The sequence below is a fragment of the Mesorhizobium sp. WSM4989 genome, assembly GCF_029625795.1.
Classification (GTDB): Bacteria; Pseudomonadota; Alphaproteobacteria; order Rhizobiales; family Rhizobiaceae; genus Mesorhizobium.
This window is the reverse complement of record NZ_JARTVN010000006.1, coordinates 43023-63973: the sequence shown is the minus strand read 5'-3', so window position 1 is coordinate 63973 and position 20951 is coordinate 43023. Positions and strand designations below refer to the sequence as shown.

Sequence of the window (20951 nt, the reverse complement as noted above, 5' to 3'; positions counted from 1 at the left end):
AATCCTGCAATTCCAAAGCCGCTATCCGCCTCAATCAACAGGCCAGATCAATGGCTTGCGGATAGTTCACGGCCGACCAAATCGAAAATGCAAACTTAGGCTGTTGCGCGGTATCTCCTTCCACATCATCTCTTGCGCATACCTGCATTCCAAGGTGTTTGATCCTATGCTTCGCGAGGAGCAGGTAGGTCGCGACAGCTAGGCAATGTTCCAGCTGCCCTAGCGGAGGAGTCACGATTTTCCGGCAAGCTCCGTCGGCAGACGTTCCTTTCTGGCCTTGGCAAAGGCTCGGTCGCCTTCCAGAAACGCCGCCAGCATGAAAGGGATGAGTTCTGCCACGGTTTCAGACTGACCATAGGTCTGACGGTAAAGTGCAGCATACTCCTTGAGTGTTTGGCTCAGCTCCGCGCTGACGGTAATGGTGATCTTCGAAGCTGTTCGGTCCGGAAGTTTTCCAAGTTTCAGGTCAGCCATGATAACTCCTGCTCAACTGGCGTATGGCCGCAGCACGATGTCCTTGTGCACGATGACGCGCAGTGGCCAACCTGGGCGGACGACGATGGTGGGCTGGATATTGAGGTTTTTTTCGGTGATGCGCTGGCCGGCTCGACTGGCGTTCTGCTGGGCTGATTCCCGGATCGCCTTGACCAGATCGCTCTCGTTTTCGCCGAGGCTGAATTCTGTGCCGACACCGAGCAATGTGGCAAGCGCCACTCCCTTGATCATCTGCCAAGTGTGGAAATCGACTTCGTCTTCCAGCCCTGCGTAGCCGGCGGTGTCGCTCGCGGGCAGATTGTCGATTTCGGCCGACGAGCCGTCGGGCAGCAGAATGCGCTGCCAGACCAGCAGCGCTCGCTTTTGCCCGAACGCGACGACGCTGTCGTAGACGCCGATAAGACGTGAGCCCTGCGGAATCAGCAATATGTTGCCCGTGACCGTGTCGTGCACATTTTCGGTGACTTGCGCGACGACAAGGCCCGGCAAATCGGAATTGATGCCGGTGATCAGGCTGGCGGCAATCACGCTGCCAGCCATCAGTTGATATGGCGAGATCGGCGTCTGCAGCGCATGCGGATTGTAGATCCCGCCAGTGCTCCGCTGGCTGAGAAAATCAAGCTTTCGCTGCTGATTGTTCTGGTCGCCTTCCGCCGCCGCCACCGAGGCTGACGCGCGTCCTGCTTCGGATTGGGGAAGCGCCTCAAATGGATGCTGAGCAGTTTGCACGCTCTCTCCGACATCTGTCTTTTGAGCTCGATTTTCGACGCGGAAAAGCACCCGCGATTCACGCGCTTCGATCGCCTGCTGCGCTAGACGCTGCTCCTCGGCCGAGATGTCTTGGCCCGGCACGATGCCGAGCTGGCGCTGCCGCTCGAGGATGGGGCGGCCGAGGTCGCCCGGCAAAGGTAGCCCAAGGACGGGAGGCTTCGGCTTCATGCCGGAATAGTCATGGGGAAGCGTATCGAGCCCCTCGGCGGTTGGTTTGCGCTCAGTGTTGTAGAGATCTTCCGCCTGATCCCTGATGCGAAGGGCCGGCCCCTGGAGGGCGATCATGGTAACGCCGAAGACAGCGCCGGATCCGAGCGCTGCGATCGCGATGATCACACCGCGCCTGAACCGCACCACGCGGCGGGGAGAGGCCCGAAGCTGCAGTTCCTCGGGATCCAGTTTCGGCGGGATGCCAGAGCGGGAATTTTCGATCATGAGTCCTCACCTCGCCGGCTGCCGCGAAAGAGCGAGATCCGCCGTTGCGGTTGCCTGCCGTCAATCCTGCTGATGCGGATCACCTGCTGCCGCTTGGTGCCGAGGCGAAGTTCGGCCGCGGCGAAGAGCCGATCGACGATGTAATAGTTGCCGCGCACGCGATAGTTGACGAGCTCGCTGCTCCCATCTGCGCCGACGATGAAGAGTGGTGGCGCCTCGCCCTGATCTATGCGACGAGGGAACTCAATATAGACCTTGCTGCCGTCGTCGAAGGCTCGCGTCGGTCTCCAGGGCGGTGTGTCGCCACTGATTGAGTAGCGAAAGCGAAGGTTTTCGAGCGCGATATTCGACGCGACCGGTGTAACTGCCTCGGCTTGAGCATTGCGCTGGCGAAGCGCGATGATCTGGTCTTGGCTGTAGGTCCAGGAGATTGCCGCCATTGCGGTCTTCTCGGTGCTTTGAAGCTGCAAATGATAGGTCCGCCGGTCCGTCGTAATGACGACATTGGTGGCAAGACCCGGCGCGAAGGGTTTTACCAGAACATGGGTGCGCTGATTGTCACCGGTGCCGCTTGCGGTATCGCCAATGACCCAGCGCACGGTGTCGCCAGCCGACACGGCGGTTAGTTTCTCGCCCGGCTGCAGAGCGATGTCGGTCACGCGCTCCGGCGCGGCATAGAGTTGATAAAGCGCGCCATCGGTGAAGGGGTAGACTTGCACGGCATTAACATACCCGTACTTGGTGGGTTGCTGGGTCGCGGCTTTGTTGGCATCAGCGACGCGTTCTTCAGGGGGGCGCTTGTCCTCGGCCTTGCCGGGCTCGGGCTGCATTTGGCCAGGCAGCGGCAGTGGTTTTGGCACCTCGACAATTCTAATCGGCCTCTCCGGCGCCTTTTCGATCGCGGCCGGTTTGAAGTCGGCAGCGTCATAGGAAATCTCAGGCGGCGGCACCTTCTTCGATGCACAAGCGGAAACGACCGCTGCCGACACCGATAGGATCAGCACGGCACGAATCGGTGACATTTTACCTTTCATTGGTGGACTCCGTCGGAGAAAGGGGGGTTGGGACGGCGCTGTCGAGCTCGCGTGACCAGTCAATGGCATTGATGAAGACGCCGAGCGGATTCTTGCGCAGCTGATCCGTATTGCTTGGCGAGCGAATCACGATCGTGAGGATCGCAGTCCAGCGCATCGTGCTGGCAAGGCTTCCGCGCTCAAACACCTGCTCGGTCCATTTGACCTGGAATGAACTTTCGGAGGCTCTGACCACGCTGGTGACCTGTACCGAAACACTGCGCGTTCCGATCTGACCGAAGGGGTCGTTCGCCTTGGCGTATTCGTTGAGGAAGAGCGCTGCGCGATCGCTAGCAAAGTCGTACGCTGCCAACCAGTTCTGCCGTACCAAAACCGGATCGGTGGAAACGGAACGGACATTCTGGATGAAGCGGCCGAGATGCCAGGCGATCTGAGCATCCGAGGGCTCATAATTCCGGATCGCCGGCGCGACGGCGCGCGTCTCGCCGAAGCCATCGACCTCGACGACATAAGGCACGACACGGCTTTGCATCGACTGCCATACGAGTCCGCCGGAAAGCCCGGTCGCCAAGGCCAGGCAGCCAAGGGCCATGATCCGCCAGTTCCTGGCCTGCAGTCGAGATGAGCCGATGCGCTCGTCCCACAGCTGGGCGGCTTTTTGATACGGCGTGACCGGTTCGGGTGTTTTGCCGTAACGGTGCACGGGTCGCTTGAAGAGCATCTAGTCATCCTTGTCGTTGAGAGAGGGGGTGGCGCTGCCTCCCGGCCGGTCTCCGTCTCGGACAGCTTGCATGGCAGCGTGGCGATTTGCACGGGCGGTCTGTTCAGAACGTAGGCGCCTTGCCCACGTCGGCGCCGAAACAGTGGCCGAACCGGCAGAGCGTTCGGTCATTGGCGCTGTCGGCGTGCCGCCGGTCGCGGTCCACGCGGCATCGCGCCCGGCATCGGCGTTGCGCCCAACACTTGCAGTGGCGGATCGCGCTATGCGTATAGCGGCGCCGCCAGCTGCACTGGTTACACCATGCATTCCAGCAGCCACACCGGAGAGGCCAGCGTCGGGCGAGGTTGCGCGCCCGATCTGCCATGACGTGGAAGCAGCCGATCCCATTGTTGTGCCGGCTCGGATGGCGGCGACACCGCCGCTGGTTGCCATACGCGCGCCAGCAAATGCTGTGCCTCCAGCAACGAGTGATACACCCGCTGCCGCCGCGGTCGTGCCGAGGGCGGCGCCCGCCCCAAGCTGCGGTGCGCCTGAGACAAGACCCGACGCGATCCCCGGCCCAAAAATGCCAAGGCCAAGCAATGCCAGTGCGCCCAGTACCTGGGACATGGCACCGGCAAGATCCGGCTCCTTGCCTTGCAATGCGGAAGCGAACTCCCCGAAGAGCGTGGAGCCGATACCGACAATGACGGCGAGCACCATCACCTTGATGCCTGACGAGATAACATGGCCGAGCACGCGTTCGGCCAGGAACGCTGAACGGTTCCAAAGTGCGAATGGAACCAAAACAAAACCTGCCAGCGTGGTGAGCTTGAACTCAAGGATGGTGATGAAAAGCTGGATGGAAAGGATGAAGAAGGCGATGATGACCAGGAACCAGGCCATCAGCAGCACGAAGATGGTCAGTGCGTTGCCGAAGATTTCCGGGAAGCCCAGGAGCTGACTGGCTTGGTCAAGCATTGGCCAAGCACCTTCGAAACCGGTCGCGGCAATGCGGCCCGGGCGCAAGAGATTGTCTGCCGACAGATTGCCGGCCGACGCCTTAATCCCGAGACCGGCAAAAGAACGATAAACGATATCGGCGAGGTTCTTGAAATTGTTCAGAATGAAGGCGAAGACGCCAACATAGAGCACCTTGCGGACAAGCCGGCCGAGAACGCTGGTTTCGTCGCCGAGCGCCCACGCCAGGCCGGCAAGTGTGATGTCAATGCCGATCAGAATGGTAGTGAGGAAGGCGAGGTCGCCCGATAGCAGACCGAACCCGCTGTCGATGTAGCGGATGAAGGTCTCCATGAAGCGATCGATGACGCCAAGGTCGTTCATGCCGCTGCCTTTCTCGTCGTGATGAACTCGTGATTAATTGCCGGGATAAGCCGAGCCGGTACCCAAGAATCGCTTCGTCATCTCGCGGGCGGCTTCGTCTGACTGGGCCTTGCGGGCGGCATCCTCGGCCTCAGCTCGAAACTGCGTTGCGAGCAGCGTCTGGATCTGCATCTGCTGTTTTGTCGAAAGCGCCATCAGCTGGTTGGTGGCCTGGCTTGCCTGAAGCGCACCGGCCGCCCCTTGGCTGCGGTTGACGAGATCGGCGAGCAGATCGCCGTCGGCGCGGACGTTCTCGACGATTTGCGACTGGACACCCATGGTCTGGCGGAACGCCTGCATGGCGGTTTGCCAACGCTCCCGCGCAGCACTCGCCACATCGCTGACTTTGATCGTGGCGTCGTAGCTTTCCGGATATTGGCTGCGCCACTGGTCTTGAAGCTTGCCCAGATCAAAGCTGAGGCCACTCGCCTGGTCCATCAAGCCGTCGATGCGATGGAGCGAACCGGTGAGTTGGCCAACGGAAGAGAAATCCAGACGCTGAAGATTGCGCGCCATGTTCTGCAGCATGGTCGCCTGATTCTGCAGCGACTGGATCTGGTTGTTGATCTGCTCCAATGCGCGCGCGGCCGTCAGCACGTTCTGCGCATAATTGGACGGATCGAACACGATAAGGGCGTAGGCGGGCTGCACATAGTCGGCCATAGGCTTGGCGATCAGGGAAACGGTGATCAGGCCGGAGAGAAGGCGTCGCCGCATCATGAGAATTGCTCCTTGTCTGGTTGAGGGAATTGCTTGAGAAGTTCGCCGGCCCAATCGAGGCCGCGCGCGATCAGGAACTGCGAGGCAAAGCTGCCTTGCCCGTCTTCGGACATGATCCTGTCGATCAGAGTCTGCGTGGCCGGATCGGAAGCACCGCAAAGCGCAAGAGCGATGGGGCCAAGCTCGAGCTCGAACAGACGGTTGCCGCGGCGCGATTGCAGATAATACTGACGCTTCGGCGTGGCGCGGGCGATCAATTCGATCTGCCGCTCGCTTAAACCGAAGCGCTCGTAGGCTGTGCGCGCCTGGGGTTCCACGGCACGATCATTGGGAAGGAAAATGCGCTGCGGGCAGCTTTCGATGATTGCCGGCGCTATGCCAGAGCCCGCGATATCAGCCAGCGACTGCGTAGCGAAGACAACCGACACGTTCTTCTTTCGCAGCACCTTCAGCCATTCGCGGATGCGGGCGGCGAACAGCGGATTGTCGAGATAGACCCACGCCTCGTCGAGCATGATCAGCGTGGGCCGTCCGTCGAACCGTTCCTCAAGTCGCTGGAACAGATAGGTAAGCACCGGCAGCAAAGCGCTTTGGCTGTGCATTAACTCCTCGGTCTCGAAACACTGCACATCCGACAAGGCCAGCCCATCATGATCGGCATCGAGCAGGCGGCCGAAGGGACCGTCGAGCGTGTAGGGCATCAATGCGGTCTTCAGCGCATTGGATTGAAGCAGGACCGAAAGACCGGTCAGTGTGCGTTCCTGCGCCGGCGCGGTGGCAAGGCTGGCCAGCGCTGACCAAATAGCCTCCTTCACCTCCGGCGTGACGGTGACGTTCTCGTGGGCAACAAGGCTGGCGATCCATTCGGCCGCCCAGCTTCGGCTAGCCTGGTCGTTGATGCTGCGCAGTGGCTGAAAGGCAAGGGAACCGTCCGCTCCTAGCGCGTGGTGTTCTCCACCCATGGCAAGTGTTGCAGCACGGGCCGAATTGCCTTTGTCGAAGACATAAACCTGGGCGCCGGCGTAGCGCCTGAACTGCAGAGCAATCAGAGCAAGCAGAACCGACTTGCCGGCGCCGGTCGGACCAACAACCAGCATGTGGCCGACATCTTCGACGTGGGTGGAAAGCCGAAACGGTGTCGACCCACTGGTCTCGGCAACGAAAAGCGGTGGCGCTTCGGTTTGGGTGACTTTCGCGAGATGCTCGTTTGTCGCAGGACCGGCCCAAACCGACGACAGCGGCATGAGATGGGCAAGGTTCAATGTATGAACGAGCGGTTGGCGAACGTTAGCGTAGACATGGCCAGGCAATGAGCCGAGCCAAGCCTCGACCGCATTGACGCCTTCTCGGATCGTGGTGAAGCCGAGCCCATTGATGATGCGCTCGACCGCGCGAAGCTTCTCTGCAGCGGCTTGGCGATCCTCGCCCCACACCGTCACGGTGGTGGTGAGATAGCCGAAACTCACATGATCACCGCCCAATGCCTGAAGGGCTTCGTCGGCATCGAGCGCCTTGTTGTCGGCATCGCTATCGACAAGCGGGACCGGCTCGTTGGTAATGACCTCGCGTAGGATTGCCACGATCGATTTGCGCTTGGCAAACCACTGCCGGCGCAATCGCGTCAGCGTCTTCGTGGCTTCCGTTTTCTCGAGCGGAATGAAGCGCGTCATCCAGCGATAGGCGAAATCCTGATGATTGAGGGTATCGAGGATTCCGGGCCGGGTGAGGTTCGGAAAGCCGAGGATGGTCAGTGTGCGAAGATGCTGCTCACCCAGCATCGGCTCCAGGCCACCGGTAAGCGGCGCATCGACCAGGATTGCATCCAGATATATCGGCGTTTCCGGGGCCATGATAGGATGGCGACGAGGCGAAATCGTGCCGTGGAGGTAGGTCAACGTCTGAGCATCATCGAGGACGCGTACTTCGGACATGAAACCCGAGAAGAGATCGAGCACGCGGTTGGTCTCGTCACGGAACCTCGCCAGATCCTGGCGCCAGTCTCTTTCTCCTCGGGAATAATGAGAGTCGACGAGCGTGCTTTCTGCGCGCGCCTGGGCGTCCGGCGGTGGCATAAACACCAAGGTCAGATGATAGCGGCTCTCGTAGTGCGCTACCTTCCCCTCGAAAGCAGCGCGGCGTTCTTCGTCGACCAGCCACGACGCGGCGTCAGGAAAATGCGAGTTCGGATAGCCCAGCGCTTCTGTGCGCTCGGCCTCAAAGAACAATGCCCAGCCAGAGCCAAGGCGTCTGAGAGCATTGTTCGCCCGGGCGCAAATGCCGACGAGTTCAGCCTCCGTCGCACTTTCGAGATCCGGGCCGCGGAACCGCAACGTCCGCTGAAAGCTGCCGTCCTTGTTGAGCACGATGCCGGGCGCCACCAAGGCAGCCCAGGGTAGATGGTCGGCAAGCCGGTCGGCTTTGCTTCGATATTCCGAAAGGTTCAGCATGCAAGCCACCCCTTCAGACGTAGGTGGCGCACAAGCACGCTGGCGAAGTCCGGATCGCGTCTTGCGGCAAACACCGCTAACGAGTGGCCTGCGATCCAAAGCACCAGACCAGCAATCCATTGCTGCAAGCCGAAGCCAATGGCCGCGGCCACTGTACCGTTGAGGATCGCCACCGCGCGCGGAGCCCCGCCGAGCAGGATCGGCTCGGTCAGCGCCCGGTGGACCGGTACTGCGAAGCCCTCGATATGCTGCTCCCCGGCGGCCATCAGACGAGCGCCCCACCACCGAAGGAGAAGAAGGAGAGGAAGAAGCTCGATGCCGCGAAGGCGATCGACAGACCGAAGACGATCTGAATCAGGCGCCGAAAACCACCGGCGGTGTCGCCGAAGGCAAGCGTCAGGCCGGTGGTGATAATGATGATCACCGCAACGATCTTGGCGACCGGTCCCTGCACGGACTCCAGGATCTGCTGCAGCGGCTGCTCCCACGGCATGCCGGAGCCGGCGGCATAAACCGGGGCCGTGATAAGAAACGCGAGCGCTGTGGACGAAAGAAAGCGAAGCTTCTTGCGCATGAGGAAGGCCTTTCAAAGCTGCTGGAGTTGCGAAAGCGTGAGCGGGGCAACGGCGTAATCGCCGCTGCCGTCGAGACCGGTGACCTCGGCGATTGCGTCGATGTGGCGCGACGAGCCGCGTCCCGCTATGAAGACGATCAGATCTATCGCCTCAGCGATGAGCCGGCGGGGAACGGTGACCACCGCTTCCTGGGCGAGTTGCTCAATGCGATAGAGAGCCGAGCGCGCGGAATTGGCGTGTACGGTAGCGATGCCGCCTGGGTGCCCGGTGTTCCATGCCTTCAGCATGTCGAGCGCTTCCGCGCCCCTCACCTCGCCCACGATGATGCGGTCCGGCCTGAGCCTCAGCGTCGAGCGCACGAGATCGGCAAGGGTGACCGAGCCCCGCCTTGTTCTCAGGGCAACGCAGTCCCTGGCCGCGCACTGCAGTTCGCGTGTGTCCTCGATCAGGATCACCCGATCGTCGCATTCGGCGACTTCAGCCAGCAGAGCGTTGGCGAGTGTTGTCTTCCCCGAGGAAGTGCCGCCGGCGATCAGCATGTTGCGCCGCTCGCGGACGGCCTTTTTCAGCGCATCGGCCTGCAGCGGCAGCATGATGCGTTCGGCAACATAGTCGGCCAGGGTGTAGACTTTCGCGGCGGGCTTGCGGATGGCAAAACATGGCGCCAACACCACAGGTGGCAGCAGGCCTTCGAAGCGTTCGCCAGACGGCAATTCGGCACTGACGATCGGGTTGTCGGCGTGCGCCTCGGCGCGCACGTGCGAAGCAACCAGGCGGATGATACGTTCTGCCTCGGACGGGTGCATGTGAACGTCGGTATCGACCCGACCTTCGCCTAACCGGTCGAGTCGCAGCGCGCCGTCGGGATTGACCATCACCTCGATGACGGACGGATCGGCCAGGGCTTCGGTGATTGCCGGACCCATGGCGGTGCGCAGCATGACACGCCGCCGGTGGTCGGCCTCGGGATGAGAGCTCATCCTTCCCCTCCCCCACCATTGTCTTTGCTAAGCGACTTTTTGCCGGAAGCGATCTGGCGGCCGACCTTCTCAACGAATTTCTCGAAACGCTCTTGGGCAATAGCCTGCGTTGCCCGATCCGGGACCGGCGTGTGGGCGTGAAGGGTGATCGAAAAGCGGATGAAGAGCGCCAGGCTCTCCAGGATCACCTCGGAATCGCGCCTGACGTGGGCAAGATCGCGGGAGAGCCGGTCAAGCCTTACGCCGTAGCGCCGATCGAACTCGCTCTCGCCACGCCGCTCGATGAACGCCTCGATCGCCTTCCCCACGATCGCTGATTTGGTCGTTGACGGATCGCGACTGAGGTTGTCCAGTTTCTCGCTGAGCTCCGGCTCAAGCAGAAACTGATGGCGAATGCGGTGCGGCTTCATGCGGATCGTTCCGACGGCCCGGCGTTGCGCCGGCGACGGGAGAAGCATCGGCCAGACGCTCAAAATTGCTTATGGCCGTTATCTACGCTGAGGTGCGCTCTGCAACTCAGCGGACTTCAGAAGCCGGGAATGACATCGTCGCCCCTGCCCTCGTTGATACCGTAGACGCGGGCCGCAGTGGAAATCCGATCCATGACACGCTTGTCCGCGAGCGCTTCGCTGTCATCGTCTGCGGGCTTGTACAGATCGGCCTGATCGGGCTCTTGAGAGACAACAACGTCTTCTTCGGGCAGGCTTGGATGGCGTTGCTGCTGAACGCCTCCCTCGTCTTCAACTGGCGCGTCGGCGCTTTCCTCGTCCGCAGCAAGTCGGCTATCGACGCTGCACACTTGTCCAGTCCAGCCGTCCGGGCGTGATGCAGGGCAGTCCGCATAGGGTCCGTCGTGCAGCACCGGCGCAGGCAGCACCCGATCTGTGAAATTCTGATCCTGATAATAGCGCAGCTTCTTGGCGCGGATCGGCGGCAACCCAGAAACCAGGACCAATTCGTCTGACGGCGGCAATTGCATCACCTCGCCTGGCGTCAGGAGCGGGCGCGCGGTTTCCTGGCGGCTCACCATGACATGTGAAAGCCAGGGCGCAAGCCGATGGCCCGCATAGTTGCGCATCGACCTAAGTTCGGTTGCGGTGCCGAGGGCATCCGAGATGCGCTTGGCCGTGCGTTCGTCATTGGAGGAAAAGGCAATTCGCACGTGGCAATTGTCGAGAATAGCATTGTTCTCGCCATAGGCCTTTGAAACCTGGTTCAAAGATTGTGCGATCAGATAGGAGCGAATGCCATAACCTGCCATGAAGGCGAGCGCCGTTTCGAAGAAGTCGAGGCGACCGAGCGCCGGAAACTCGTCCAGCATCATGAGCAGCTGATGCTTACGGCTCTTCTTCGGGTCCCCCTCCAGACGCTCCGTCAACCGCCTGCCGATCTGGTTCAAGATCAGTCGCACAAAAGGCTTGGTGCGCGAGATATCCGAAGGCGGCACGACCAGATAGAGCGACAGCGGTCGCTCTCCATCCACTAGGTCAGCGATGCGCCAGTCGCAGGACGAAGTGGCCGCCGCGACCGTTGGATCACGATAAAGCCCGAGAAAGGACATGGCGGTCGAGAGGACGCCTGAGCGCTCGTTTTCCGACTTGTTCAGGAGTTCGCGAGCCGCCGAGGCCACTACGGGATGGACCTGAGGGTTATGCCCCGTCCCGAGATGGTTTGTCGTCATCATCCGCCGTAGCGTTGCGGCAAACGAGCGTTGCGGGTCCGACAGGAAGGTGGCGACGCGGGCCAGCGTCTTGTCCTCTTCAGCGTAGAGCACGTGCAAAATGGCGCCAACTAGGAGTGAATGGCTGGTCTTCTCCCAGTGGTTCCGTCGCTCCAGCGCGCCCTCGGGATCGACGAGGATGTCGGCGATGTTTTGAACGTCCCGGATCTCATCTGGGCCTTTGCGCACCTCCAGCAGCGGGTTGTAGCGTGCCGATCTCGGGTCGGTCGGATTGAACAGAAGGCAGTACGAGAATTTCGACCGCCAGCCGGAGGTCAACTGCCAATTTTCGCCTTTTATATCATGAATGATGGCAGACCCGGTCCAGGAAAGTAGCGTTGGAACAACCAGCCCCACGCCCTTGCCCGAACGCGTCGGCGCAAATGCCATGACGTGCTCCGGGCCGTCATGGCGCAGATAGCGATCGTTCAGCCTACCGAGGAAAACGCCCGCCGGCCGTAACAACCCTGCCGTCTCGACCTCATGAGTCGTGGCCCACCGTGAAGACCCATAGGTCGTAACCGACCCGCGCTGTCGCGCGCGCAAAAGCGAGCCAGCGATTGCGGCGGCACAACCCAGGAATCCGCTGGCGCCTGCAAGCGTACCGGCTTTGTCGAAGACCTCCGGCGCATAAGCATCGAAGTGGAACCACCATTCAAACAGCTTCCACGGCTTGTAGATTGGCCAGCCGGCGAAGAGAAACCATGGTGCGCCGAGAGGCGTCTGGTAGGTCAGCATTTGAGCGCACCATTGGGTTGCCGTCCATACGCCGATAATGACAATTGCGCACACAACGGCGATCTGCCCGATCAGTAGCTTCGTAGGTGTCATCGGCTTGGCCCGCTGAACAACGCGACCTAGCATCGCGCGGCGCAGCCGGGACAGGAATGTTCCTCACATACGATTTGGGAGCAATGAACGACTTCCTACGTATGCAGGTCGGTCAGCACGCGTGTTGCGCCTTCACGCGACACCATCCGCCACTCCATCCTTTCCATTCACCCTGAGGCCCGGCGCCGCCGACAGTTGCGTGACCGCTCCTCCGCAAAGTTATCTTCTGCGTTCAGGGAGCCACGGCGCCTGGGCTGGCTGATGAACACCGTCCGCTCGCGCATGTGGGGTCGAATTGATTTGTGCCCAAGTGGAGGCAGGCTCGTCTTCCAACAGTTGCCGCAGTTCCCCTGGCTCGAACGCCATCATCGGTGGGGAAGCGGGTTCATCCTCCAACAGTTGCCGCAGTTCCCCTGGCTCGAACGCCATCATCGGTGGGGAAGCGGGTTCATCCTCCAACAGCTGCCGCAGTTCCCCTGGCTCGAACGCCATCATTGGTGGGGAGGCAGGCTCGTCCTCCAACAGTTGCCGCAGTTCCCCTGGCTCGAACGCCATCATTGGTGGGGAGGCAGGTTCGTCCTCCAACAGTTGCCGCAGTTCCCCTGGCTCGAACGCCATCATTGGTGGGGAGGCAGGCTCGTCTTCCAACAGTTGCCGCAGTTCCCCTGGCTCGAATGCCATCATCGGTGGGGAGGCGGGTTCATCCTCCAGCAGCTGCCGCGGCTCTTCCTCGTGCGGCAAGCGCCTCCTTAGCCGGTCTTGCAGCGCCTGCCGATCGGCAACGAGGTTGTCGAGGGGCAGCGGCTCGTGGTCTGGCCGCTGCCCTTTCACCAATCGTTCAACCAGCGCCCACGTGCCCTCCAGGACAAATACGCCGCAATCATAATGGTTCGTCTGTCTGGCCATGGGGGCTGGCGCCAAGGTGGCATTCAGCAGTCCTGCGAGCTGTTTTGCAGGCACGTCGTTATATCCCTCTCGCTGGAGGGAGTCGTAGTGATAGGCGAACCGCCTTTCCGGGTCGCGGCGATCAACGAGCAGCAGCGACCAATGGGTGCCGGGGCTAGTAGCCGTGCCATTATTCACTGGCAAGAACAGGAAGTCGGCTGTGGCGTTGTTTTGATTATAGATGGACTGCAATATGCCTCGAGCGTCTTGCGGCGACGTGTGTCGCAGTAGATGGGATACGGAAGGATCCACCAGCCGAGTCCGGGCAGCGAGCGCCGGATTGATCCCCTGCAGTTGCCCCTCCAGCAAATTGTAATCTCTCTGGATATGGGCGTCGCTCAGCCATTCGGCGGCGCCGAGCACCCGCCCCGTTGCAACGTTGGACGGGGCTGTCGGATCGAGCGCCCCGATCTGAGCCCCAGAGGAACTGGTAGTCAGTGTGGTCACATCAACCAGTGGAAGGCCGCGGTAGGTGCCTGGCAGCCTAGCGGTTGCTGGCGAGGCGGGTTGGGGAGCTCTTGCCGGTGCCGCTGGCCCAGCTTCAGCAGCGGCCCCAACGCGCCTGGTGACTGCGTCTGCCGGATGAGCAGAAAGGACAGTTTCGCGCCCGAGCACAATGCGCGGCAGGATATCCCGGAGGTGAGCCAATGCAGAACTGATACTTAGCCTATTACCATAGGAGACAGCCTTGAAGCTCTCAACATCTTTATCCAGCGATTTGTCGTGAATCCGAGCCGCAATCCCAAGCTTGTTATTTTGACGCAGGTACTGACTAAAATGTCTAAGAAAATTTGTATAGCCGCCCACGGTATCTGGATTCCGTCCGGTCGCAGGCGCTGCCAGGTACTCCTTGGTCGAAGCGGCTCTGTAATTTCTAATGAGCTCGGCATCGTCAGGATAGGGGATCACGACAGGGCGAGCCATAATCGGGGCTCCGCCTGTCGACTTCTTGAGGTAACGCAGTGCGCCAGCCACGGTGGAGGAACCACCCGTACTCTCGTACTCCTTGAGATCCTGATCCAGCGACGAATGGTAAAGCCGAGCAGCAAACCCTGGCTTGTTGTTTTGAAGGAGCCACCGACTAAAGCCGAAAAGAGAATTTACATTGTAAGTGACCGTGTTCGCTTTGGCCTTACCCGCGTGGAATGCTGCCCTCAGCCCTTCGATAGCGGTCGCATCGTTGGAATAGACAGGACGCTTGTCGGCACCGTCGGGGACTACAATTGGACGATCCGGCTGCACTGTCGAGGGCATCGACCCACCACCTCCGGGATGCGGTGCTGGGGTGGATTCGTGCTCATCCCTCTGCCTGACGAGCTGCGCCTCACATTCCGGTGTAGCCACCTCATGAGGATCCTGCATCGGTTCGATCCCCTCCATCTCCTGCTGCAACCAAGCCAAAGCTTGGCGAGCGGCCTGCGCGGCTTCATCAACCGCGGAGGATGTCTCCACACCTCTGGCGGACGCCGGCAGAGCCTGCTCCGCCCGCCGTCGAAAGAGCTCTGGCGAGGCGGATTTCTCCGCCCACAATCTGGGCTGCGTAGCGAGTCCCCGTCCAGATTTATGTGGCACCGCCTCGCTTGGCAGCGGGCTGCTCCTGTCCCGTGCAGCTACCAGCTCCTCCGGGGCGCCCTGGTCGCCGTGGCGCCAGTTCAAGTGAGGGACGGCCTCTCCAAAGTCGGGCGCTTGGTGTTGGTGCGCGGTTGGGGCGAGAGACAATGGTAGATCGGTGCCCTCCTTATAACCTACCGGCAGGAGCTCCTCTGGCCAATCGAATCCCTGCTGTGGTGCGGTATGCTGAGCAGCGTCGCCACGGGGACGAGCCTCCATGCTGACCGCGTTTTCCAGATGATTCCCGAGTATAACGCGCGGCGGGTTCTTGCGGAGATAAACCAGCGCAGATTCGATCGGAGCTCCACCATTAGAGGAGGCGGCCTTGTAGCTCTCAACATCTTTATCCAGCGATTTATCGTAAATGCGACCCGCAATTCCGAGCTTGTCATTTTGACGTAGGTAATGACTGAAATGGTTAAGAGCAGTTGCGTAGCCGCTCGCGGATCTGAAATGTCTGGTGAGCGCGGCGTCGTCAGGATGGGGGTTCAGGACAGCGCGACCCACAATCGGGCCGGCTCCGCCCATCGACTTCATCAATTGACGCAGTGCGCCAGCCACGGTGGAGGAACCACCCCTACTCTCGTACTCCTCGAGATCCTGGCTCAGCGACGGATGGTAAAGCCGAGCAGCAAGCCCTGGCTTGTTGTTTTGAAAGAGCCAACGACTAAAGCCGAAAAGAGAATTTGTGCTGCGAGTGACCGTGTCCGGCCTGGCTTTACCCGCAAGGAGTGCTGACTTCAGCCCTTCGATGGCGGTGGCATCGTTGGAATAAACAGGACGCTTGTCGGCACCGTCGGGGACCACAATTGGACGATCCGGCTGCACTGTCGAGGGCATCGACCCGTCGAGATGCGGTGCTGGGGTGTATTCGTGCTCGTCCCCCTGCATCACAAGTTGCGCCTCCCGTTCCGATGTACCCACCTGATCGGTGGGGAGTTGCATCATCACGCGAGCGCCTGAGTTGCCAACCTCACCTGGTTGCCGCTCAGTGACAGCATGCTGCAGATTGCTTTGGATCCTCTGCCTCTTCGTTGGTCTCAACTCACCTTTACCATGCGAGCCATTGACGAGGACCTCCTCGCCTAGCGCACCCATCAACTCGTCCGCCGCCTGCAGTTCGCCCAAGTGCTGCTCAAAACCGGCTTGGCCGGCCTGTCCGCTTGCTCGTGCGGTACGGCGTGCTGCACCTGCAGCCAAGCTGCCACGATGAATGTCTAGTTTGTACGGGTGCACGCTATCCTCACTTCCACAGATCACATGAGCAACCTACTCAGGCAAGCTTTCGAGAGGCTGACGAGGTCCGCCGCCGCGGAAGGCGAAGGCTGGTTTTCTGCTCAGCGGTTGACGGCCTCGCGTGTTGCGGCCGCGCCGGGTATCACGCCAATCAATCTGAATAGTCGATGCGTCAAACGAACCAGGATGGGATTTTCGTAGCGGGGCTGCTCTACTCACTCTTGTCCTGAGGGCAGAATTCAACCATATCGCCGAGCAACTGGATGCCGATTGGATACCCGATCCGGAAAGCTTCAGCTCATATGTGACGCGAGGATGAGAATCGTGGCAGCTCCAGACCGACGGGCTGCCACCCACAGCGGCGATGACCGACGAGGGTCTTCTATTGCCAAGGCAATCGTCCGTTCGGGGACCTATGTGTTCCAATGCTCGTCGAGCGGATCGGTGGGCCGCACCGCCGTAGCGTTACGGCGAGCGGAAGCGGCGTTGGGTGCGGCTTTTCCCCTGAACGCTTCACACCAGGCTGATAGGGGATCTTGCAATCGCACACACGCGGTCTGCAGGCGTGCCTATCAAGCAGTTTGCTCAGACCAACGTCGCGGCGAGCCGATCCTCAATACGCAGCGCAAGTCCTAGACTCCACGATCGTCCTTCGGTGCAGATTTGCTCGCGCCTCGCCCTGATTACAGCTGATAAGGCGAGCTAACAATTGCAAGAGCCACAAGCTATTCCAGCTCGATCGGTTTGGTGTTCCAGTCGGGCGGGGTCTGACCGAGAATGTTGCGAACGAAGAAGTCTAGGAGTTTGCGCTCGGTGTAGGTGCCTAGAGTATGGTGATTGGCACCAGGAACGTAGACCATGTCAAAATCTTTTCCTGCCTTGATGAGTCGATCGGCAAGCTGGAACGAGCAAAACGGATCGACATTATCATCCATTTCGCCGACCGCGATCATCAGCTTGCCCTGCAGCCTGTGAGCATTGTCAACGGCGGAGGATTGCGAATATTCAATGCCGACCGGCCACCCCATCCAAAGTTCGTTCCACCAGGTCTTGTCTATCCTGTTGTCGAAGCAGCCGTTTTTGGCGACGGCGACCTTGTAGAAATCGGGGTGAAAGAGCAGCGCGCTGACTGCACTCTGGCCGCCGGCGGATGCGCCAAAAATGCCGACGTTGGATATGTCGTACCATGGATATTGCGCGGCCGCCGCCTTGTGCCACAGAATGCGATCGGGAAATCCTGCGTCCTTCAGATTCTTCCAAGCAACATCATGGAAGGCGCGGGAGCGGTTGTTGGTGCCCATGCCGTCGATCTGAGCAACGACGAAGCCCAGCTGCGTGAGCGGCTCTGTCCACCGCGAGAAGGATTTTGGGACGAAGGAGCCGTGGGGTCCAGCATAGATATTCTCCACAACCGGGTATTTCTTCGTCGGGTCGAAGTTGGCTGGCAGGTGGAGCACGCCCCAGATGTCAGTTTTGCCGTCGCGCCCCTTGGAATGGAAACTGAGCGGCGGCTGCCAGCCTGCGGCGACGAGCTCAGAAATGTCGGCCGTCTCGATCTGCTGGAGCTTGGCATTGTCGCTGGCGCGGTAGAGTGCCATGCGCGGGGGCAGATCGATGCGTGACCAGAGATCGACATAATAGCGCCTGTCAGGCGAGAACTCGATATGGTGGTTGGCCGGTTCGGGCGTCAGTGCAGTCAGTCCCTTGCCGTCAAAGCCGATGCGGTAAGCATGGACCCAATAGGGGTCCTCCTGCGAGTTCATCCCGCTCGCCTCGAACCAGATCTGACGCTTGACCGGATCGACATGGTTGACCCTCCGGACGACCCACTCACCTCGCGTGATCTGGTTTTCGAGCGCGCCTGTCCGGCCGTTGAAAAGATACAAATGCTCATACCCGTCGCGCTCTGATGCCCAGATGATCTCCTTCCCGTCATCGACATCGTAACGGAAGATTTTTCCGGCATCCTCCTGGCCATGCCCCAGCGGCAAATAATCAACGAATGTCTCGCTGGTCTCATCGATCAGGGAGCGCCCGCGGCCCGAGGCGGCGTCTACCTCGACCAGGCGATAAAGCTGATGCCCGCGCTGGTTATATTCGAAAGTGAAGCCGCGGCTGTCCGCCCACCACCGGAGAGGGGAAAGTTCGAAGACGTTCGAGAAGAGGGCACCGTCAATCACGATCTGGCGCCGGCCGGCAATGTCGAACAGGACTGGCTGGGGCAGCGGAAGGACATCGCCCGGCCTGGGATAGAATTTTGTTGAATATTCCCGCTCCAACTGGTCCGTCGAAGAATTGAGGTAGCGGACCTCTCGCCTATAGCCGGGGCGAACAAGGTAAGCGGCGAGGTGGCGCGAGTCCGGCGACCAGCTCAGCGTCGAAAAGACGTAGCAATTGCCTTCGGCTCCGTCCCGGCTCAGAGGAACATCCTGCAATCCGTCCTCGCTGCGCAGGAAAACGTTGCAGTTCTTGATATAGGCGATCCATTTGCCGTCGGGCGACGCGTTGCTCTTGTCGGGGTTGTTCTCCGCTGGCGGCGTGTAGCGGTGGCTGAGCTCCCTACGGTCCCCTTTCCTTGCATCGAATGTGGTGCTGGTACAGTCATAGCTTGCAAGGTCGCAGCTCCACCGGGTGTCTTCAATCTGGAAGTCGAGCCTGCGACCATCCTCACTCAGTTCGAAACGGTCGAACGGAAGATTGCCGGCTTGATAGCTCTCATGGCTCACCTTGTTTAGCGCTGCCGCCAGACGCGCCTGATCGAAAGCGGGCCGCTTGAAACCCGTGGCAGCATCGACCTGCATGAACTGCTGCTCGCCGTGGCTAGTCCGGCGGTAGACGAAGGCTTCACCCCCGGTCAGCCAGAAAGGCATTTTGGGGACATTGACAGTGAGCCCGCCATATCGATCGTTGATCGTAAGTGCGCGCTTGAAATCGGCCGGCGCTAGCGTCGGGTGTAAACTTTTCGAACCCTTGGCCAGCGTCTGAGTTGCCGATCGCCATGCGGCGCGCGTCAAAGCGCCGATCCTGGACATACCTGTTCACTTCTTTCGGTTTTCGGAATGCTAATTTTGAAGTTGGGTTCTCGTCGCCGGTCTGCAGCAGCGCCGAAGCGTCGCCTTGGAGGAGAGCCAGCACGCGGGTGCAGCCAGGCACGCGCAACAGGGGCGCTCCTTGGACATCCAGGCACTGGTTCGGGTGCCGATTGAAGAGTTGGCGTCCGCCGCCGAAACAACCAGGAAAGAGCGTCCATGCAGCCCTGACGCGACTATTTCCCCGCGAGTATGGCCGCTTGCTTTTCTGCATCATCTGAAAGGTCCTGCTCTAGTCGGGCCGGATGTCACCCCGGCAGAAATCATTGTGCTATTTCGACAATCTCCGAGCGATTGCCGCCGGCCCATGACGAGGTTTACCGATAGGGCGCAATATGCGTGCCAAAGGAAAAGCGGTTTAAATACACGGCAATCCGCCTATGTCGCATCCCCAACATCGTCGCACACCGGACAATGCCGGACGAAATTGTCCCGGGGCGTCAAATTGGTTTGATGGTGACCCAAGGAGTTCTGGCTTTATCTGAGGCGTTCGGCCTTTTTCGAAAGCCGGACTCTTCGCGCGTTTCCGACGGCCCGAAGCGCCTGATCAAAGCTGACGGCATTCCCGGGTCTTGGCCTTGCCACAGCAGCACCTGCTGCATCAATTCCGACGGACGCTGTAGAACACCTGCAACACACGGCCCGCAGCAATTTCTCCGGCGCAACGCTGGGGCGACCGCCTTTGGCACTGCAGGCGTACATGCCGGAAAGGATGCCGTCTAGCCGCACCAGCGCTCCATTGATCATCAGCCGGTGCGGGCACCAGGATGACCGGCTGGAACGAAATCTTCCAACCGCTTCATCGTGAACAGCTGCTCCATGAACACATCGCTCCCGTCAATCGAGCCGTCTCGCCAGGGGGATCAATAGTCTGTCTTTGGCGTAGGTATTTCAGCAGCCTGCTGTTAGCGTGCGGACGACGCCGACATCAACCGGCGGACAAATGCGACGAGGGCAACAAGCGCGCCTGACGCAACGCCGCCAGATCAGCCGAGCCCGTGCAGAAGCAGGCGACGGCCAACTGGCGGATGACGATCTCGAAATGCGCGACAACGGCCCCGGTGGACACTGTCGCCGCGCCCAGCACGCTGGCCGCCTGCCCGGCGATGTCCGCGCCCAGGCGGATGGCCTTGGCCACGTCGACGCCATCGCGGATCCCGCCCGACGCGATCAGCTTCACCGTTGGCAGCGCCCGACGCACCGCCTGCACGCTGGTCAGGGTGGAATCCCCCAATCGGCGAATGACATCGCCACTGCACGGTCGGCGGCATTGCGGGCGCGCTCGCCCTCCACTGCGGCCCAACTGGTGCCGCCGGCGCCGGCGACATCGATTACCGCCACGCCCGCCTCGACGAGCGCACAGGCACCGAGGCGGACAGGCCCGCCCCCACTTCCTTGGCCACCATCGGCACGCCCACGATGCGCGCGGCGCCAGCGATCAGCGCCAGGACGCCGCGCCAGTTCGCGGTCGCCCTCCGGCTGTACCGCTTCCTGCAGCGGATTGAGATGGACGATGAGCCCATCGGCCTCCAGCGCGTCCACCGCGCGACGCGCCAGGTCCAGGCCGTCGGCCTCCCGCAGTTGCGCGGCGCCGATATTGGCCAGCAAGGGAATGTCTGGCGCCAGGCGGCGCAGCGCGCGCGTTAGCCCCTGGGAGTTGCGGGATTGCAGGCTCACACGCTGCGAACCGCACATGGCGATCCCCAAGGCTTGCGCTGCCTCGCTCAAATGCCGGTTGATGGCCTCGGCCCGTGGCATGCCGCCGGCCATAGAGCTGATCAGCAGCGGCGCGCGCATAGCCTTGCCCAGCAGCGAGGCGCGCAGGTCGATCTGCGTCAGGTCCAACTCGGGCAGTGCGCAGTGTTCGAGATGGATGTACTCCCAGCCAGCGGCCACCGTGGCCGGCGCCGTTCGCCGATCCAGCACGATGTCCAGATGTTCGTCCTTCCCCGGCTCAGGGCGGTGTCGCTCATGCTCGC

Annotated in this window: 15 protein-coding genes and 2 pseudogenes; 1 reads left to right on the top strand and 16 read right to left on the bottom strand. The window is 60.9% G+C overall.

The window, feature by feature from the left end; genetic code table 11:
* Nucleotides 1-202 (top strand): hypothetical protein (locus P9217_RS29550; protein ID WP_206520515.1); only part of this gene is annotated, 202 nt, incomplete at its 5' end.
* 29 nt (nt 203-231) lie between these two features.
* On the opposite strand, the gene P9217_RS29545 is transcribed toward P9217_RS29550, so the two are convergent.
* The 16 genes and pseudogenes from P9217_RS29545 to fni all read right to left on the bottom strand — a co-directional run bounded on the left by P9217_RS29545 (nt 232) and on the right by fni (nt 20945).
* On the bottom strand, nt 232-474 hold the full coding sequence (locus P9217_RS29545; protein ID WP_024502859.1) for a DUF2274 domain-containing protein: 243 nt from the start codon (nt 472-474) through the stop codon (nt 232-234).
* Between the two features lie 12 nt (nt 475-486).
* Nucleotides 487-1701 carry a TrbI/VirB10 family protein gene (locus tag P9217_RS29540; protein ID WP_063169228.1) on the bottom strand — a complete coding sequence of 405 codons (1215 nt, stop codon included), beginning with the start codon at nt 1699-1701 and terminating at the stop codon, nt 487-489.
* Nucleotides 1698-2723 carry a P-type conjugative transfer protein TrbG gene (trbG, locus tag P9217_RS29535; RefSeq protein ID WP_164548809.1) on the bottom strand — a complete coding sequence of 342 codons (1026 nt, stop codon included), beginning with the start codon at nt 2721-2723 and terminating at the stop codon, nt 1698-1700. The genes P9217_RS29540 and trbG overlap by 4 nt, the downstream gene beginning before the upstream one ends.
* A gap of 1 nt (nt 2724) precedes the next feature.
* Nucleotides 2725-3456, bottom strand: coding sequence for a conjugal transfer protein TrbF (gene trbF / locus P9217_RS29530; RefSeq protein WP_063169230.1), 732 nt, complete (start codon nt 3454-3456; stop codon nt 2725-2727).
* Nucleotides 3457-4779: a P-type conjugative transfer protein TrbL gene (trbL, locus tag P9217_RS29525; RefSeq protein WP_063169231.1), complete on the bottom strand. Its 1323-nt coding sequence runs from the start codon at nt 4777-4779 to the stop codon at nt 3457-3459.
* Nucleotides 4780-4812: 33 nt separating this feature from the next.
* Nucleotides 4813-5538: a P-type conjugative transfer protein TrbJ gene (gene trbJ / locus P9217_RS29520; RefSeq protein ID WP_024502854.1), complete on the bottom strand. Its 726-nt coding sequence runs from the start codon at nt 5536-5538 to the stop codon at nt 4813-4815.
* Nucleotides 5535-7985 carry a conjugal transfer protein TrbE gene (gene trbE / locus P9217_RS29515; protein ID WP_063169232.1) on the bottom strand — a complete coding sequence of 817 codons (2451 nt, stop codon included), beginning with the start codon at nt 7983-7985 and terminating at the stop codon, nt 5535-5537. The genes trbJ and trbE overlap by 4 nt, the downstream gene beginning before the upstream one ends.
* Nucleotides 7979-8251, bottom strand: coding sequence for a VirB3 family type IV secretion system protein (locus P9217_RS29510; RefSeq protein ID WP_024502852.1), 273 nt, complete (start codon nt 8249-8251; stop codon nt 7979-7981). Before P9217_RS29510 ends, trbE begins: the two co-directional genes overlap by 7 nt.
* Complete coding sequence (locus P9217_RS29505) at nt 8251-8559, bottom strand: TrbC/VirB2 family protein (protein WP_024502851.1); 309 nt, start codon at nt 8557-8559, stop codon at nt 8251-8253. The genes P9217_RS29510 and P9217_RS29505 overlap by 1 nt, the downstream gene beginning before the upstream one ends.
* Before the next feature lie 12 nt (nt 8560-8571).
* Entirely contained in the window at nt 8572-9540 is a 969-nt protein-coding gene (trbB, locus tag P9217_RS29500) for a P-type conjugative transfer ATPase TrbB (protein ID WP_024502850.1), read from the bottom strand.
* Nucleotides 9537-9950, bottom strand: a complete 414-nt coding sequence (locus tag P9217_RS29495; protein ID WP_063170364.1) for a CopG family transcriptional regulator — start codon at nt 9948-9950, stop codon at nt 9537-9539. The genes trbB and P9217_RS29495 overlap by 4 nt, the downstream gene beginning before the upstream one ends.
* Before the next feature lie 116 nt (nt 9951-10066).
* Nucleotides 10067-12091 (bottom strand): conjugal transfer protein TraG, encoded by a 2025-nt coding sequence (locus tag P9217_RS29490; RefSeq protein WP_063169233.1) that lies wholly within the window; start codon nt 12089-12091, stop codon nt 10067-10069.
* Between the two features lie 219 nt (nt 12092-12310).
* On the bottom strand, nt 12311-15775 hold the full coding sequence (locus P9217_RS29485; RefSeq protein ID WP_063169234.1) for a Ulp1 family isopeptidase: 3465 nt from the start codon (nt 15773-15775) through the stop codon (nt 12311-12313).
* A gap of 833 nt (nt 15776-16608) precedes the next feature.
* Nucleotides 16609-18915 carry a S9 family peptidase gene (locus P9217_RS29480; protein WP_063169235.1) on the bottom strand — a complete coding sequence of 769 codons (2307 nt, stop codon included), beginning with the start codon at nt 18913-18915 and terminating at the stop codon, nt 16609-16611.
* A gap of 667 nt (nt 18916-19582) precedes the next feature.
* Nucleotides 19583-19814, bottom strand: a pseudogene (locus P9217_RS29475) (IS5/IS1182 family transposase); the annotation flags it as partial.
* Nucleotides 19815-19900: 86 nt separating this feature from the next.
* Nucleotides 19901-20945: pseudogene (gene fni / locus P9217_RS29470) on the bottom strand (type 2 isopentenyl-diphosphate Delta-isomerase).
* Nucleotides 20946-20951: the final 6 nt, after the last annotated feature.

What these genes read in the sequence shown, in the direction of transcription:
- P9217_RS29545 (WP_024502859.1), bottom strand. Translation starts at nt 474, where the DNA reads ATGGCTGACCTGAAACTTGGAAAACTTCCGGACCGAACAGCTTCGAAG.
- trbL (WP_063169231.1), bottom strand. Translation starts at nt 4,779, where the DNA reads ATGAACGACCTTGGCGTCATCGATCGCTTCATGGAGACCTTCATCCGC.
- P9217_RS29540 (WP_063169228.1), bottom strand. Translation starts at nt 1,701, where the DNA reads ATGATCGAAAATTCCCGCTCTGGCATCCCGCCGAAACTGGATCCCGAG.
- P9217_RS29490 (WP_063169233.1), bottom strand. Translation starts at nt 12,091, where the DNA reads ATGACACCTACGAAGCTACTGATCGGGCAGATCGCCGTTGTGTGCGCA.
- P9217_RS29495 (WP_063170364.1), bottom strand. Translation starts at nt 9,950, where the DNA reads ATGAAGCCGCACCGCATTCGCCATCAGTTTCTGCTTGAGCCGGAGCTC.
- P9217_RS29510 (WP_024502852.1), bottom strand. Translation starts at nt 8,251, where the DNA reads ATGGCCGCCGGGGAGCAGCATATCGAGGGCTTCGCAGTACCGGTCCAC.
- trbF (WP_063169230.1), bottom strand. Translation starts at nt 3,456, where the DNA reads ATGCTCTTCAAGCGACCCGTGCACCGTTACGGCAAAACACCCGAACCG.
- P9217_RS29505 (WP_024502851.1), bottom strand. Translation starts at nt 8,559, where the DNA reads ATGCGCAAGAAGCTTCGCTTTCTTTCGTCCACAGCGCTCGCGTTTCTT.
- trbG (WP_164548809.1), bottom strand. Translation starts at nt 2,723, where the DNA reads ATGTCACCGATTCGTGCCGTGCTGATCCTATCGGTGTCGGCAGCGGTC.
- trbE (WP_063169232.1), bottom strand. Translation starts at nt 7,985, where the DNA reads ATGCTGAACCTTTCGGAATATCGAAGCAAAGCCGACCGGCTTGCCGAC.
- trbJ (WP_024502854.1), bottom strand. Translation starts at nt 5,538, where the DNA reads ATGATGCGGCGACGCCTTCTCTCCGGCCTGATCACCGTTTCCCTGATC.
- trbB (WP_024502850.1), bottom strand. Translation starts at nt 9,540, where the DNA reads ATGAGCTCTCATCCCGAGGCCGACCACCGGCGGCGTGTCATGCTGCGC.
- P9217_RS29480 (WP_063169235.1), bottom strand. Translation starts at nt 18,915, where the DNA reads ATGTCCAGGATCGGCGCTTTGACGCGCGCCGCATGGCGATCGGCAACT.